Source organism: Nocardia transvalensis NBRC 15921 (genome assembly GCF_000308875.1).
Classification (GTDB): domain Bacteria; phylum Actinomycetota; class Actinomycetes; order Mycobacteriales; family Mycobacteriaceae; genus Nocardia; species Nocardia transvalensis.
In genome coordinates, this window is record NZ_BAGL01000007.1 from 41399 (window position 1) to 55679 (window position 14281).

At 67.7% G+C, this 14281-nt stretch carries 16 protein-coding genes; 11 read left to right on the forward strand and 5 right to left on the reverse strand.

Annotated features, from left to right (window positions below):
• The first annotated feature begins 96 nt into the window (after positions 1-96).
• The 4 genes from ON41_RS04170 to ON41_RS04185 all read left to right on the forward strand — a co-directional run bounded on the left by ON41_RS04170 (position 97) and on the right by ON41_RS04185 (position 4006).
• A complete protein-coding gene (locus tag ON41_RS04170) occupies positions 97-768 on the forward strand; it encodes a TetR/AcrR family transcriptional regulator (RefSeq protein WP_051160950.1) in 672 nt (223 codons plus the stop codon).
• A 229-nt stretch (positions 769-997) separates the two neighbouring features.
• Positions 998-2419, forward strand: a complete 1422-nt coding sequence (gene purB, locus ON41_RS04175; protein WP_040745273.1) for an adenylosuccinate lyase — start codon at positions 998-1000, stop codon at positions 2417-2419.
• Between the two features lie 56 nt (positions 2420-2475).
• Complete coding sequence (locus tag ON41_RS04180) at positions 2476-2910, forward strand: HIT family protein (protein WP_040745274.1); 435 nt, start codon at positions 2476-2478, stop codon at positions 2908-2910.
• 172 nt (positions 2911-3082) lie between these two features.
• Positions 3083-4006 carry an alpha/beta hydrolase gene (locus ON41_RS04185; RefSeq protein ID WP_246460929.1) on the forward strand — a complete coding sequence of 308 codons (924 nt, stop codon included), beginning with the start codon at positions 3083-3085 and terminating at the stop codon, positions 4004-4006.
• 9 nt (positions 4007-4015) lie between these two features.
• On the opposite strand, the gene ON41_RS04190 is transcribed toward ON41_RS04185, so the two are convergent.
• Positions 4016-4237 carry a DUF397 domain-containing protein gene (locus ON41_RS04190; RefSeq protein ID WP_051160951.1) on the reverse strand — a complete coding sequence of 74 codons (222 nt, stop codon included), beginning with the start codon at positions 4235-4237 and terminating at the stop codon, positions 4016-4018.
• Positions 4238-4699: 462 nt separating this feature from the next.
• Between ON41_RS04190 and ON41_RS04195 the strand changes: the two genes are divergently transcribed.
• From ON41_RS04195 to ON41_RS04205, 3 genes are all read left to right on the forward strand, one after another.
• Positions 4700-4912 carry a hypothetical protein gene (locus ON41_RS04195; protein ID WP_157185347.1) on the forward strand — a complete coding sequence of 71 codons (213 nt, stop codon included), beginning with the start codon at positions 4700-4702 and terminating at the stop codon, positions 4910-4912.
• A 56-nt stretch (positions 4913-4968) separates the two neighbouring features.
• Positions 4969-7107 carry a S9 family peptidase gene (locus ON41_RS04200; RefSeq protein WP_040745279.1) on the forward strand — a complete coding sequence of 713 codons (2139 nt, stop codon included), beginning with the start codon at positions 4969-4971 and terminating at the stop codon, positions 7105-7107.
• Between the two features lie 107 nt (positions 7108-7214).
• Complete coding sequence (locus ON41_RS04205) at positions 7215-7916, forward strand: DUF2334 domain-containing protein (protein WP_040745280.1); 702 nt, start codon at positions 7215-7217, stop codon at positions 7914-7916.
• 60 nt (positions 7917-7976) lie between these two features.
• Here ON41_RS04205 and ON41_RS04210 read toward each other — a convergent pair whose 3' ends face one another.
• Positions 7977-8768 (reverse strand): LysE/ArgO family amino acid transporter, encoded by a 792-nt coding sequence (locus ON41_RS04210; protein WP_051160952.1) that lies wholly within the window; start codon positions 8766-8768, stop codon positions 7977-7979.
• Between the two features lie 73 nt (positions 8769-8841).
• On the opposite strand from ON41_RS04210, the gene ON41_RS04215 reads away from it, so the two are divergent.
• Positions 8842-9738, forward strand: coding sequence for a LysR family transcriptional regulator ArgP (locus tag ON41_RS04215; protein WP_040745283.1), 897 nt, complete (start codon positions 8842-8844; stop codon positions 9736-9738).
• Positions 9739-9830: 92 nt separating this feature from the next.
• Positions 9831-10547 carry a hypothetical protein gene (locus tag ON41_RS04220; RefSeq protein WP_040745285.1) on the forward strand — a complete coding sequence of 239 codons (717 nt, stop codon included), beginning with the start codon at positions 9831-9833 and terminating at the stop codon, positions 10545-10547.
• Between the two features lie 11 nt (positions 10548-10558).
• Here ON41_RS04220 and ON41_RS04225 read toward each other — a convergent pair whose 3' ends face one another.
• The 3 genes from ON41_RS04225 to ON41_RS04235 form a co-directional block, all read right to left on the reverse strand.
• Positions 10559-11485 (reverse strand): alpha/beta fold hydrolase, encoded by a 927-nt coding sequence (locus ON41_RS04225; RefSeq protein ID WP_051160953.1) that lies wholly within the window; start codon positions 11483-11485, stop codon positions 10559-10561.
• Between the two features lie 136 nt (positions 11486-11621).
• Complete coding sequence (locus ON41_RS04230; RefSeq protein ID WP_040745287.1) at positions 11622-11921, reverse strand: hypothetical protein; 300 nt, start codon at positions 11919-11921, stop codon at positions 11622-11624.
• Positions 11918-12229: a hypothetical protein gene (locus tag ON41_RS04235; RefSeq protein WP_040745289.1), complete on the reverse strand. Its 312-nt coding sequence runs from the start codon at positions 12227-12229 to the stop codon at positions 11918-11920. Before ON41_RS04235 ends, ON41_RS04230 begins: the two co-directional genes overlap by 4 nt.
• A gap of 168 nt (positions 12230-12397) precedes the next feature.
• Here ON41_RS04235 and ON41_RS04240 point away from each other — a divergent pair, with 168 nt between their 5' ends.
• Positions 12398-13735: an NsdA family TPR-like regulatory protein gene (locus tag ON41_RS04240; RefSeq protein ID WP_040745290.1), complete on the forward strand. Its 1338-nt coding sequence runs from the start codon at positions 12398-12400 to the stop codon at positions 13733-13735.
• A 45-nt stretch (positions 13736-13780) separates the two neighbouring features.
• A complete protein-coding gene (locus ON41_RS04245; protein WP_218003349.1) occupies positions 13781-14260 on the forward strand; it encodes a hypothetical protein in 480 nt (159 codons plus the stop codon).
• Positions 14261-14281 lie beyond the last annotated feature (21 nt).

Consider the following 14281-nt stretch of genomic DNA (forward strand, 5'->3'; position numbering starts at 1 on the left):
CAACACCGCGTGGTGGTTTGCCCACGCGAACCTGAATTGTCATAGATCGCACCGATTTGGCACGGATGAGCTGATGATGACTGGCACGATGACACGGTGATCACCGCGACGACACCGAAAGGCGAACGGCGTCGCCAAGCGTTGGTCGCGGCTGCCGCCGAGTTGCTGCTCGAGGGTGGATTCGATGCCGTGCGCCACCGTTCGGTGGCCACGCGCGCGGACCTCCCGCTGGCGTCGACGACCTACTACTTCGAGTCGCTCGAGGACCTGATCGCGCGCGCGGTCGAGTTCAGCGGCAACGCGGAACTCGAGGCGATGCGCCGCCGCGTCGGCGAGGTGACCCACCGCCGCCGCGGCGCCGACGCGACCGTCGACCTGATACTCGACCTCCTGGTCGGCGTGGACGGTCACGACGAGTTCGAGCGCGGCCAACTGATCGCGCGCTACGAGCGGTCGGTGGCCTCCGCGCGGCACCCGGAACTGCGCGACGTCCAGCTGCGCCTACGGAACCAACTGGAGGAGCTATTGGCCGACGTGCTGCGCCGGTCCGACCGGGTGGTGCGGCTCGAACAGCTGCGGCGGCTGGTCGCGGTGGTCGACGGTGCGGTGGTCGCGGCGCTGGCCGAACAGGACCCCCAACCCCGCCGCGTGGCCCGCGGCGCTCTCCTCGAGCTGATCGACGTGATCGCCCCGCCGACCCCACAACACCCCCACCCGGCCCACCCACCCACGCAACACCCCCTCCCGCACCACACCACGACGGCCTGATTCCGGCCAAAAGCATGCCGGAAAACGGAATGGCACACCGCGCCGGAGGGTGAAGTGCCCTCCCCGCCGTCGCGGCGTGCTCTGCCTGTCGTCGCGGCGTGGCCTCCCCGTCGTCCCGGCATGCTCTCCCTTGTCGTCCCGGCATGCTCTTGCTCTTGTTGTCCCGGCATGCTCTTGGCCGGGACCCAGCGGCAGCAACCCGGGGGCGACCGAACATTAGACTGGCGCCGTGAGTCTTGTCCCGAACGTCCTCGCCACCCGGTACGCCAGCCCGCAACTGGTTCAGTTGTGGTCGCCCGAGAACAAGATCGTGCTCGAGCGGCGGCTGTGGCTGGAGGTGCTGCGGGCCCAGGCGGAACTGGGTATCGATGTGCCCGCCGGGGTCGTCGAGGACTACGAGCGGGTGATCGACCACGTCGACCTCGCCTCCATCGCCGAACGGGAGCGGGTCACCCGGCACGACGTGAAGGCGCGCATCGAGGAGTTCAACGCGCTCGCGGGCCACGAGCACATCCACAAGGGGATGACCAGCCGCGACCTCACCGAGAACGTGGAGCAGCTGCAGGTGCGGCTGTCCCTCGAGCACGTGTACGCGCACGGGGTGGCGGTCGCGGCCCGGCTGGCCGAGCGCGCCGCCGAGTACCGGTCGCTGGTGATGGCGGGCCGCTCGCACAACGTGGCCGCGCAGGCGACCACGCTCGGCAAGCGATTCGCCAGTGCCGCGGACGAAGTCCTGATCGCCCTGACCCGGCTGCGCGAGCTGATCGATCGATATCCCTTGCGCGGCATCAAGGGTCCGATGGGCACCGCGCAGGACATGCTCGACCTGCTCGGCGGCGATGCGGCCAAACTGGCCCAGCTCGAGCAGAAGGTGGCGCGGCACTTGGGATTCGCCACCGTGCTCACCAGCGTCGGCCAGGTGTACCCGCGCTCGCTGGATCACGACGTACTCTCCGCGCTGGTCCAATTGGGCGCGGGCCCTTCGTCTTTCGCGCACACCGTGCGCCTGATGGCCGGGCACGAGCTGGTCACCGAGGGCTTCCAGCCCGGCCAGGTGGGCTCCTCGGCCATGCCGCACAAGATGAACACCCGCTCCTGCGAGCGCGTCAACGGATTGCAGGTCGTGCTGCGCGGATACGCGTCGATGGCCGCGGAACTCGCTGGGGCGCAATGGAACGAGGGCGATGTGTTCTGCTCGGTGGTGCGCCGCGTCGCGCTGCCGGACGCCTTCTTCGCCGTCGACGGCATGATCGAGACCTTCCTGACCGTCCTCGCAGAATTCGGCGCCTACCCGGCGGTGGTCGAGCGCGAACTCAACCGCTACCTGCCGTTCCTGGCGACCACGCGCATCCTGATGGCAGCCGTCCGCGCCGGCGTCGGGCGAGAGACCGCGCACGAGGTCATCAAGGAGCACGCGGTCGCGGTCGCGCTGGCCATGCGGGAACAGGGCCGCGAGCCCGACCTGCTGGACCGCCTGGCCGCCGACGACCGCATGCCGCTCGACCGCGCCGCCCTCGACGCCGCCCTGGCCGACAGGTCGGCCTTCGTCGGCGCCGCCGAGGCCCAGGTCACCGACGTCCTCGCCCAGGTCCAGAAGCTGGCCGACGCGAATCCCGACGCGGCCGCCTACACACCGTCGCCCATTCTGTAACCGTCGGTACTCGTAGCCGACGTGTCGGCGCGTGGGACGACGTACTCTGATCGACCATGAACCCGTACACCATCTTCGCCGATATCGTCGCCGGCCGTGCTCCCGCGTCCACGGTGTACGAGGACGAGGATGTGCTGGCGTTCATGGACATTCGGCCCATGACGCCCGGGCACCTGCTGGTGATCCCGAAGATCCCGGCGCGGAGCCTGGCCGAACTGGACCCGGAGATCGGAGGCAAGCTGTTCCGGGTCGGGCAGCGGCTGGCGGCGGCACTGCGCGCGTCGGAGGTGCAGTGCGACGGCGTGAACTTCTTCCTCGCCGACGGTGTCACGGCGGGCCAGGAGGTCTTCCACGTGCACCTGCACGTCATCCCGCGCACCCCCGGCGACGGATTCGGGCTACGCGGGCGGCCGACCACCCCGCCGCGGGCCGACCTGGACTATCTGGCGTCGTCCGTGCGCGGCGCGCTGGCGCGTGCCGTGCCGCAGTAGTGGTGTGGCGCAGTCGTTTCGACATACGCGTAGCATTGGTTAGCTGATGTAATGCTGGCTATCCGATTCGTCGGGCTTTATCTAGGTCGTGCGTCACTTTTATTGGCACCTGTGGTGGGCTGATGGAGGTAGGGGAATGCGGCGAAAAGTCGTTGCCGGTGTTGTGCTCGCTATGGTTCTGGGTGCGTTCGCGCCCTGGGCCGGACCACCTCCGCGCGCGTCCGCGGCCCGGGTCGTCGGCATCGACGAGCTGAGCCCGACCAGGTCCGCGGTCTTCGTCGATTCCGCCGCGATGGGCCGGACCATCCAGGTCCAGGTACTGCATCCCGCCGGCGGCGGCGAGCGTCCCACCTACTACCTGCTCGACGGCCTGGATCCGGGCGCGTTGCAGAGCACCTGGACCAACGCCACCGACGCCGAACCCTTTTTCGCGGGCAAGAACGTCAACGTCGTGCTGCCGATGGGCGGCCAGGCCAGCTACTACACCGACTGGCAGAGCGACGATCCGCGCTTCGGCCGCTACCGGTGGGAGACCTTCCTGACCCAGGAACTCCCGCCGATCATCGACGCCACCTTCGCGGGCAACGGCGTGAACGCGATCGGCGGGCTGTCGATGGGCGGTATCGCGGCCTTCGTCCTGGCCGTCCGCAATCCGGGTATGTACCGCGCGATCGCGGGCTACAGCGCGTGCCCGGACCTCGGGCTCGCCCAGGGCGCGATGCTGTTCTCCATCGCCAACCGCGGCGGCAATCCGGGGAACATGTGGGGCGCGCCCGGCAGTCCCGCCTGGGCCGAGCACGATCCGGCGCTGCTGGCGGACCGCCTGCGCGGCGCCACGATCTACCTGTCCACCGGCACCGGAATCCCCGGCCCGCACGAGACCGAGATCAAACCGCAGCTGCCGGAGAACCTCTTCTTCGGCGGCCCGATCGAGGCCGGGGTCGACGTGTGCGTGACGGCCTTCGAGCGGCGGTTGCAGGCGCTGAACATCCCGGCCCGCATCGACCGCAGCCCCGTCGGCACGCACTCGTGGTCCTACTGGCAGGACACCCTGCACGCGTCCTGGCCGACCGTCGGCACGGCTATCGGGGCGTGACGGCCGCGCTCAGGACCCGGTGGCCCCGGGGCGGTTGAACTCGCCGTCCTTGGCTCCGGCGACGAACGCCGACCACTCGCCGGGCGTGAAGATCAACGTGGGACCGTCCGGATTCTTCGCGTCCCTCAAGCCGATGTTGCCGCTGGCCAGGAAGGCCACCTCGACACCGCCGGACGCGCTGCTGCGGTGCCACACGGCATCCGGCTCGATCTCGCGATTCTTCGCTTCCACGGGGTAGACAGTAGCCGGGCCCCGCAGTCGCCGATGCGGGAATCCTGATTCGTCAATTTTCCGGTCAGCGCGGATGTCTCCGGGAATTAGATCGGTTCTCCGCCCCCGAAAGACGCACCGCTCGGTCGGAAAAATGATTTACCGATCGACTATCTGCCACGGCGGCGGCGACTGATGCCGGAGCCGAGGCGGACGTGGCGGTTGTCACGGTCACGGCCGGTCGGGAGGCTGCCCGAGCGGCCGCCGGTGAACCGGAAACACAACGGTCATCAGCGTCGGGCAAAGGATCTTCCGGACCCGGGCACGGGCGGCATTTGTCGGCCGGTGGCGGCATTCTCGTGGTTTACCTCGGCAAGGAATCGGAAACCCAGCTCACTGTGGCAGATTTACGGCGTCGATCGGCCCCGTGAAGTCGAGTGAGCGCCGCGCCACACCCCACGCACGACAAGGATGGAGCACCGCATGGCACCCGTCTTCGACAGTTGCGCGGTGGTGCCCCGGCACCTCACCGTCGAGCAGGCACACAGCATCTTGCACACCCACCGCAGCTGCCCCACCGATCAATGCCAGCGCCGCAAGGCCGCACTGTACTTCCTGATGGACTCTCGCCGTACCGCCCGCGACAACCGGGGTGACCTGCGCCGACCGGCGCCGCGGTCACCAGGGCTGGGGTAACCCGCCGGACCGGGGGTGACGGCCGGTGACGCGCGGCGCGCACTACGGTGGAGCGCATGGCTCTCGACAGTGGCACCGGTATTACCCCGCCGTCCGCGAAGCGGGTCCCGACCGAGCGGGTGCATCACGGCGATACCTTCGTCGACGAGTACGAGTGGTTGCGCGACAAGGACAATCCGGAGGTCATCGCCCACCTCGAGGCGGAGAACGCCTACACCGACGCGCAGACCGCCGGGCTGCGGCCGCTGCGCGACAAGATCTTCGACGAGATCAAGGCGCGCACCCAGGAGACCGATCTGTCGGTCCCGGCCCGGATGGGCGAGTACTGGTACTACTCACGCAGCTTCGAGGGCAAGCAGTACGGCGTCCACTGCCGCTGTCCGATCGCCGATCCCGACGACTGGACGCCGCCGCGCCTCGAGGTCGACGCCGCCATCCCCGGCGAGCAGATCCTGCTGGACAGCAATGCCCTTGCCGAGGGGCACGACTTCTTCGCGCTGGGCGCGTTCTCGGTCAGCCACGACGGCACGCTGCTCGCCTACTCGATGGACACCGTCGGCGACGAGCGGTACGTGCTGCGGTTCAAGGACTTGCGCACCGGCGATCTGCTCGGTGACGAGGTTCCCGGCACCGCGCCCGGCGCGACCTGGTCGCTGGACGGGACGCATGTCTTCTATCAGACCGTCGACGAGTCCTGGCGGCCCGACACCGTGTGGCGGCACCGCCTCGGCACGCCGAAAGACCAGGACGTCAAGGTCTTTCACGAACCGGACGAGCGCTACTGGGTGAGTATCGGCGCCACCCGCTCGGAGAAGTTCCTGATGATCTGGGTGGGGTCGAAGATCACCAGCGAGGGCTGGATTCTCGAATCCGACGATCCCGAGGGCGAATTCCGCGTCCTGCTGCCCCGGCGCGAGGGCGTCGAGTACTCCGCCGAGCACGCGGTGGTCGCCGGGCGGGACCGGTTCCTGATCCTGCACAACGATATTGTGGACGGGGTCAAGGCGGAGAACTTCGTCCTCGCCGACGCCCCGGCGGACGATCCGGCCGATATGACGATCCTGCTCCCGCACCGCGACGATGTGCGGCTCGAGGATATCGACTGCTTCGCCGACCATCTGGTGCTGTCCTACCGGCGCGAGGCGCTGCCCCGGGTCGCGGTGTGGCCGTTGACCTCCGGCGGATTCGGCGAGCTGAGCGAAGTGGACTTCGGGCTGGAACTGTTCGCCGCGGGCGTCGGATCCAATCCGGAATGGGATCAGCCGACGCTGCGGCTCGGCCTGACCTCCTTCATCACCCCGGTCCAGGTCTTCGACTACGTGCCGGCCACCGGCGAGCTGCTGCTGCGCAAGGAGCAGACCGTTCTGGGCGGCTACGACGCGAACGACTATGAGCAGCACCGGGATTGGGCGGTCGCCGAGGACGGCACCCGGATCCCGATCTCGCTGGTGCAGCGGAAGGACGCACCCGCGGGCCCGAAGCCGTTGCTGCTCTACGGGTACGGCTCCTACGAGGCGAGTATCGATCCGGGGTTCTCCCTGTCGCGACTGTCGCTGCTGGACCGCGGCATGGTGTTCGCGGTGGCGCACGTGCGCGGCGGCGGCGAGATGGGGCGGCTCTGGTACGAGCACGGCAAGACGCTCACCAAGAAGAACACCTTCACCGACTTCGTCTCCTGCGCAAGGCATCTCGTGGATTCCGGGGTCACCGCGGCCGACCGGATGATCGCCGACGGGGGTAGTGCGGGCGGGCTGCTGGTGGGTGCGGTCGCCAACCTCGCCCCCGAGCTGTTCACCGGCATTCTCGCCAACGTGCCGTTCGTGGATCCGCTGACCTCGATCCTCGACCCGTCGCTGCCGCTGACCGTCATCGAATGGGACGAGTGGGGAAATCCGCTGGCGGACAAGGAAGTCTACGACTACATGAAGTCCTACTCGCCGTACGAGAACGTCGAGGCCAAGGACTATCCGGCGATTCTGGCGATCACCAGTCTCAACGACACCCGGGTGCTCTACGTCGAACCGGCCAAGTGGGTCGCCAAACTGCGCGCCACCAAGACCGGCGACGCGCCGCTGCTGCTCAAGACCGAGATGAGCGCCGGGCACGGCGGGGTCAGCGGTCGCTACGAGAAGTGGAAGGAAGTGGCGTTCGAGTACGCCTGGGTGCTGGACACGGTCGGCCTGGGCGACGCCTGATTCGGTAGCGCGAATTCGTCGGCGCGTCACCCGCGCAGCACGGTGCAGACATCTGCCGCACTCACAGTGGGTGTGATGGGCAGCACCGAAAGGGGGTACGCGCAATCATGCGTGCACAGTTGATGGTCTCGGTGTCGGGTATTCGTGACACCACTCGCGAGACCGCCATGGCCTTCGCCGAGGAGATGGACCGGCGGGATGTGCGGCTGTCGCTGCTGGTGGCGCCGCGGTTGAAGGGGAAGTACCGGCTCGCGGACGATCCCGCGACGCAGGAGTGGCTGCGCTCGCGCCGCGAATCCGGCGACGCGATCGTGCTGCACGGGTACGACCAGGCGGCGACCAAGAGCCGGCGCGCCGAATTCGCCGCGCTGCCCCAGCACGAGGCGCGCCTGCGGCTGATGGCCGCCGACCGCGTGCTGGAGGGCGTCGGCCTGCGGACCCGGCTATTCGCGGCGCCGCGCTGGAACGCCTCGGAGGGCGCCCTGGCGGCGCTGCCCGCCGTCGGATTCCGGTTGGCGCTCAGCCTTACCGGCATCCACGACCTGGAACGCGATGTGACGCACCGGGCTTGGGTGCACGGCATCGGCGAGGGCTTCCGCGCCGAACCGTGGTGGTGCCACGCGCTGGTGATGAGCGCCGCCCGCACCGCCCGCCGCGGCGGCATCCTCCGCCTCGCCGTTTCCGCCGCCCAGCTGAACCGCTCCGCCCCCCGCCGGGCCATGCTCGACGCCATCGATCTGGCCCTGTTCCACGAGGCCGTCCCCGAGGTCTACCACTGGGAGCCCTACGCTCCCGCCCGCGCCGCCTGAGCCCGAAACCCCCTCTCCGCCAACCCCTCCCCGTTTTCCGGCACGCTTTTGGCCGGAAACTTACCCCACCGCCAAACTCACGCCCAGGGCCAGCATGATCACGGCGATGGCGGAGTCCAAGATTCGCCACGCCGTGGGTCGCGCGAAGACTGGGGCGAGCAGGCGGCCGCCGTAACCGAGGGCGACGAACCACAGCAGGCTCGCGATCATCGCGCCCGCCGCGAAGTACCAGCGGCCGGGGCCGAAGGTGTTGGCGAAGGTGCCCATCAGGGCGACGGTGTCCAGGTAGACGTGTGGGTTGAGCCAGGTCAGGGCGACGCAGGTCAGAACCGTGGTCTTCAGCGCGAGCGACGTTCCGGAGGTCGATGATCGGGCGGGCGCGAGAGTGAGGGCGCTGCGGCCCCCATTCGCCGGGCTCGCCTCATCCGTCATATGCGCACGGCCTGTGGCGTCCCCGTCATCTGTTGCGGCCCGGCCACCCGTCGCCGCCGTGCCCTCGGCGTCCTTTATTGCCTGCGGGACGGGCCCGCCATCCTCTGCCGCGGTGAGCGCGCCGGGGGAGAGCGCGCGGCGCGCCGCCAGCACCGCGTACCCGATCAGGAACGCCGCGCCCGCATAGCGCACCACGTCCATCAGCACCGGTGTCGAGGCGAGGAACCTCCCCACACCACCGACACCCGCCGCGATCAGCACCACATCCGACACCGTGCACACCGCGACGACCGCGAGGATGTGCTCGCCGCGAATGCCCTGTCGCAGGACGAACGCGTTCTGCGCGCCGATCGCCACGATCAGCGACAGACCGAAGCCCAGGCCGGTGAGCAGGGTGGGAAGTGCCGAGGAGACGTTCACGTCATTCGACGTTAAGAATCCGTCAGTGAACAGGCAAGCTAAAGATTCTGCGGCATCATTAGAATTTCTTGATATGGACCTCCAGTTGGACCAGCTCCGTGCCCTGGACGCGGCAGTCGCCGAGGGCACCCTCGAGGCGGCCGCACACCGGCTGAGCGTGACGCCCTCGGCGGTGAGCCAGCGCATCAAGGCCCTGGAGGGCACCGTCGGCCGCATCCTGCTGAAGCGCACGAAACCGGTGCGCCCCACCGAATCCGGGCTCGCGGTCCTCCGGCTGGCCCGCCAGATCGAACTGCTCTCCGTTGATACCGCGCGCGAATTGGGCACTACCGCAAGCGAATCCGATCCGAGCGCCGGCCAGGTCCGGATCCCCGTCGCGGTCAACGCCGACTCGCTGGAGACCTGGGTGATACCCGCGCTGGTCCGTGCCCCCGCCGGCGTCTGCTTCGAGATCCACCGCGAGGACGAGGAACACACCACTCGCCTGCTCCGCGACGGCACCGTCATGGCCGCCATCACCGCCACCGCCCAGCCCGTCCAGGGCTGCAAGGTCGAACGCCTCGGCGCCATGCGCTACCGCCCCATGGCCACACCCCATTTCGCCCGCACCTGGTTCCCCGAAGGCCCCACCGTCCAGGCCCTCGCCACCGCCCCGGTCGTCCTCTTCGACCGCAAGGACGACCTCCAGGACCGCCTACTCCGCCGCCGAGCCCGACGTCCCCTCGACCCGCCCCGCCACTACATCCCCTCCTCCACCGGTTTCGCCGAAGCCGTCCGCCTGGGCCTCGGCTGGGGCATGCTCCCCGACCTCCAATCCGCGACGGCCGAAAATAGCGGTGCCCTAACGGAACTCGGCCGAAACCTGCACATAGACGTACCCCTCTACTGGCAGCAGTGGCGCCTCGACTCCCCGGCCCTGAGTGCCGTAGCCGCGCTGATATCCGAAGCCGCCACCGTCACCCTCCGCTGACGTACACGTACCGCGACACGCGGTGGGCGCTGTCGTTCGGCGATACGCTGAGAACGCGAATCCGATGGCCCGTCCAAGCGAGGAGGGTGGGCATGTCAACATATCCGGACCCGCGCGATCCGCGTGTGCAGGAGGATATTCAGGCAGCGGTGCGGCGGGCGCGTGATTCGGCGCTCGGCTCGTATATGTCCGAACAGGACATCGTCGATGCCGCGTCCGGATATCTGGGCGTGGGGCATGCGAACGCTCCCGGCATCGATACCGAGATCACCCGTGAGGTCCGTCGTCAGTCCGGCACGGACTGGACCGTCGAGGACCACCGCGGCTCGCGGTCCCATACGCCGTACGTGCAGGAACCGGCCGTCCCGGACGCCGGTGGGACAGCCCCACCCCCACCTGTCGTTGATCCCGTTCTCGGGGTGACGGCCGATCACTGGTGTACCGACGCCGAGATCGCTGCCATGCGGAATTACGCACATTTCGACGGCGCCTTGATGCGCGACCGCTACGACCCGACCTGCCCGTCGGAGTTCTACCGCGGTTACCTGACCGCCCTGGTCGGCCTCGTGCAGTCGATCGCGCCCACCGACCCACTCGATCACTACCGCTCCGTGGTCACCCGAATCGACGAGATCCTGAAGACCTGGACCGGTCAGCAGGACCAGCGCTCCGGCGGGGCATTCGCCATGACCAACGCCTGGCAGTACTCCACCTCCGGAGCGTCGATGCCCCAGATCGTCGCCTTCCTACGCGGTGAGATCGCCTGCCTGGCAGAGTGTTTCCGCACCGCGACCTGGCACGGGCTGTAACGGGGCAGTCCTCACGTCCGCAGTCCTTGTGCTGCTTCGGCGCTCGGGGCGTTGGAATCACGGGGAATCGACCTGAGGAAATCGGCGAGGAGACGGGTGGTCTCCTCGGGAGCTTCCTCCGCGAGAAAGTGGCCGCTCCGAACCGGGGCGCCGATCACCTCCGATGCCCAGCCGCGCCAGACCTCGAGAGGGTCGTACCAGCGCGCGATCGCCCCGCTGTCGCTCCAGAGAACCAATACGGGGCAGGCGAAGCCGCGCGCACGGTCCGCATCGTCGTGGGTGATGTCGTGCGTGGCGGCGGCCCGGTACTGCTCGCAGATGGCGTGCACCCGATCAGGGTCGTGGAACTGTTGTCGATACGCCGCTCTGACCTCGTCGGTGAAGACCTCCGGCCGATCGGCCCACTCGTCGAGCATATGGTCCACGACGGTGTCCGGGGCGCCGGCGATGAGGCGCTCGGGGATCGGTGCCGGCGCGGCGAGGAACGACCACACCCAGTACCCGAGAGCGAAGTCCCGGTTCGCGCGCGCGAAGGCGTCGGTGGTCGGGACGATATCCAGCACCGCCAACCTGTCGACTCGGTCCGGGTGGTCCAGCGCGGCGCGGTAGCCGCACCGTGCGCCACGGTCGTGCCCGACCACGGAAAACTGCTGATATCCGAGCCGGTCCATCACCTCGACCTGATCGCGCGCCAGATCCCGCATCGCATACTCGACATGGTCCGGACCGCCGGCGCCCACACCGGATGCGCCGTATCCCCGAAGATCCGTAGCCACGACAGTGAACTCGCGCGCCAGAATCGGTGCGACCAGTCGCCACATCAGATGAGTTTGCGGAATCCCGTGCAGGAGCAGAACCGCCGGGCCCGAACCACCCCGCCGCCCGAAAACCGTGCCACCACTGGTGGTAATCGTGAACTCGTCGAAGCCGTCGAACATAGTGCCTCCGTCGCGGTGGACGAGGCCGCACAGGAGTATGGAACGCGGCGCCCAGCACGCCCACATACGAGACTACGTCGCAGCAGTCGCCGCGCCAAGGAAGCCGACCCTCCGTCAAGTTCCTCGACATCGTGATTCAGTAGCTGCGCCCGGAGTCGGGCCTGATCCTTCTGGCATCGGTCAGAGTTCGCCACGCTGCCGCCTTGCGCGGGCACTCCTCGCGTCGGCAATCCTTGTGCTGCTGCATCACTTTGTGCGCACCGGCCACGGTGAACGGGCGAGGTGGAGCGGCGTGTGTCCACGCCACGAACTCACCGGCGCAGGGTTCTCCGTCGTCGTCGCTGCGATCGTCCAACTCGGTGCGCACCAGCATCCCGACGACGGCGCAGAAGGTAAGGACGACCGCGAAGAGAACCGCCCAGCTTCCGGCGCTCATGTCTGCGTGACTTCGCGGCTGTGGATCGTATGACGAGCGAAACTCATTCTCGGGAAGGCGGTTTCGACATCGATGATGCATATCAAGGCGTGTAGTTGAAGAATATCGAGATGGCTCACTGACGGAGTGATCACGACGTCGACGTCCGCCGTGCGCACCTGGTCGACTATCGGGATGACTGACGGCCTCGGCCAGTACAGGCGGTAGCCGAGCCGGTGCGCGAGCCTGCGCACTCTGGCGTTCTCCAGCTCCGGGCATCGACTGACAGCAGGGTCGACCCACACGAACGCAGTCGGATGTGTCCTCATGGCCTGTCGTCTCCTGTGACGGTAGGTGATGGAACTCGGGCGCACGGTCGAGCCTGATCGGCGAAAGGTGTTCTGGGCAGGGCAATTTCGCCCCGCAACTTCCCGGAACGAAGTTGCGGGGTACCAGATCGCGCTACGGTCTGGATAGATGTGGGGGGAGGGCATTCGATGAATTCGCCAGACCGGAAGAATCGTCAGATCGCGCGCCTGATCGAACAACGTCACTGGAAACGGTGGGAAGTCGTCGATCGGGTCAATGCCGCCTATGAGCAGATCACCGGCAAACCCGGCGCGTACAGCGAGGAGTCCATCCGGCGGCTGGTCAGCGGTGTCACGAGGTGGCCGACAGAGGCGTATCGGCGCGCTCTGGAACAGACCTTCGGGGCCACCACGGCGGAACTCGGGCTGTACAACCCTCGCGCGGCGCGAGTGAAGCCCTCGCAAACTGGTACAGGTGTTGATGCTGCCCTACGCTGGAATTGGGGCGGCGAGGAGGTTGACGAGATGCAGCGTCGGGAGCTGATGAGAGCAATCGCCGTCCTTACGGCCGCGGTGCCGGCGATCACGGCCGTGCTGAGTGCTGACGAAGTCGAGCGCACCATCCGCGCGATCGCTGCTCCTCGTCGGGTCGACGGCGGCGTGCTCGACAACATCGAGGCAATGCTCAACCAGGCTCGGATTCAAGACGATCTGCTCGGCCCGCAGGCGGCGATCGGGACGACGTTGACGCAGTCCAATGTCGCGGAGGCACTGCTCGCTGGTTCGACCGGCGCACTGGGGTATCGGTTGAAGTCGTTGCGTAGCAAGATCGCAACGTCTGCGGGGTGGCAACTCTTCGATCTCGGCCGTACTGACACCGCCGCTGAGCATTTCGAGAAGGCGCGCGATATCGCGGACGAAATCGGAGACGACGCCGCCGGTGCGATGGCAATGGCGGAGTGGTCCGCCATGACGGAGGAGATCGGCAAACCCTCGGTGGCTGCCGACCAAGCCGCCGCTGCCGAGATTCGGGCTACCCGATCAGGAGATCCGCTGCTTCGCGCGCATACCGCCGGCATCAGCGCGCTGGCGCAGGCCAAGGCGGGGCACGCCATGGACACGCGCGCGGCGCTGGGACGAGCCGACAGTTTCGACATCACCGAATCGCGGACCCCGGAACAGTCGCTGGCCTACTTCTGCACGCCGGGGCACATCGCCCGCATGCGTGCCAAGTCTCTACACCAGATCGGTGATCTCGGTGCGGCCATCGAGGCGGCCGAGGAATCGCTCAGGCTGCAAGCCGTCCGGGATCGCGCGGCCTCCCATATCCTGCTCGGAACGATCTACGTCGATGCGGGGAACCTCGACGCCGCCCTCGATGAGATCCTTCTCGGCGCTGAGGCGGCGAACTCGGCGCGAGTATCCGGCCAGTTGCAGAATGCCCGAACTCTTATCCACGTCCGAGCCCCGGGCTCCGAGGTCGCGCGAACTCTCGATGCGAGAATGCAAGAGCTTCAACAGATCTGATCTCGGTTCCATTCGCCATTGCAACGGCGTAGAGGAGTTCGGATAGTGCGGATCGGCATCACCGGTCATATGAACATCAACGCAGACACGGTCCCGCTCGTCTACGAGGAGATTGCCCACCACCTTGCCGAGGCGGGTGAGATCACAGATCTAGTGGGCGTGAGTTGTATTGCCCGGGGTGCTGATTCAGTCTTCGCGCAAGCGGTGCTCGACGGCGGAGGACGGCTCGAAGTCGTGTTGCCGTCGCGGAACTATCGTGAGCGCAAAGTGAAGCCGGACCATATCGATCTATTCGATGACTTTGTGAAGCGTGCCGATACTGTCCGCGTCATGGACTTCGACGACGCCGGTGCTGAGGCCTATGAGGCGGCGAACGAGGCTGTCGTCGGTTCGGTCGATCGGCTGATCGCGGTGTGGGACGGGCAGGGCGGTGAGCGCGGCGGTACGGGAAGCGTTGTCGCCCTGGCTTACTCGAAGGGGCTGCCGGTCGACATCGTGTGGCCGGACGGCGCAGCCCGCGGGTGAATTCCCACGGGACGACAGGGT

What these genes read in the sequence shown, in the direction of transcription:
- ON41_RS04240 (WP_040745290.1), top strand. Translation starts at nt 12,398, where the DNA reads ATGAATTCGCCAGACCGGAAGAATCGTCAGATCGCGCGCCTGATCGAA.
- ON41_RS04185 (WP_246460929.1), top strand. Translation starts at nt 3,083, where the DNA reads ATGGTTCTGGGTGCGTTCGCGCCCTGGGCCGGACCACCTCCGCGCGCG.
- ON41_RS04200 (WP_040745279.1), top strand. Translation starts at nt 4,969, where the DNA reads ATGGCTCTCGACAGTGGCACCGGTATTACCCCGCCGTCCGCGAAGCGG.
- ON41_RS04195 (WP_157185347.1), top strand. Translation starts at nt 4,700, where the DNA reads ATGGCACCCGTCTTCGACAGTTGCGCGGTGGTGCCCCGGCACCTCACC.
- ON41_RS04230 (WP_040745287.1), bottom strand. Translation starts at nt 11,921, where the DNA reads ATGAGCGCCGGAAGCTGGGCGGTTCTCTTCGCGGTCGTCCTTACCTTC.
- ON41_RS04225 (WP_051160953.1), bottom strand. Translation starts at nt 11,485, where the DNA reads ATGTTCGACGGCTTCGACGAGTTCACGATTACCACCAGTGGTGGCACG.
- ON41_RS04180 (WP_040745274.1), top strand. Translation starts at nt 2,476, where the DNA reads ATGAACCCGTACACCATCTTCGCCGATATCGTCGCCGGCCGTGCTCCC.
- ON41_RS04205 (WP_040745280.1), top strand. Translation starts at nt 7,215, where the DNA reads ATGCGTGCACAGTTGATGGTCTCGGTGTCGGGTATTCGTGACACCACT.
- ON41_RS04215 (WP_040745283.1), top strand. Translation starts at nt 8,842, where the DNA reads ATGGACCTCCAGTTGGACCAGCTCCGTGCCCTGGACGCGGCAGTCGCC.
- ON41_RS04220 (WP_040745285.1), top strand. Translation starts at nt 9,831, where the DNA reads ATGTCAACATATCCGGACCCGCGCGATCCGCGTGTGCAGGAGGATATT.
- ON41_RS04235 (WP_040745289.1), bottom strand. Translation starts at nt 12,229, where the DNA reads ATGAGGACACATCCGACTGCGTTCGTGTGGGTCGACCCTGCTGTCAGT.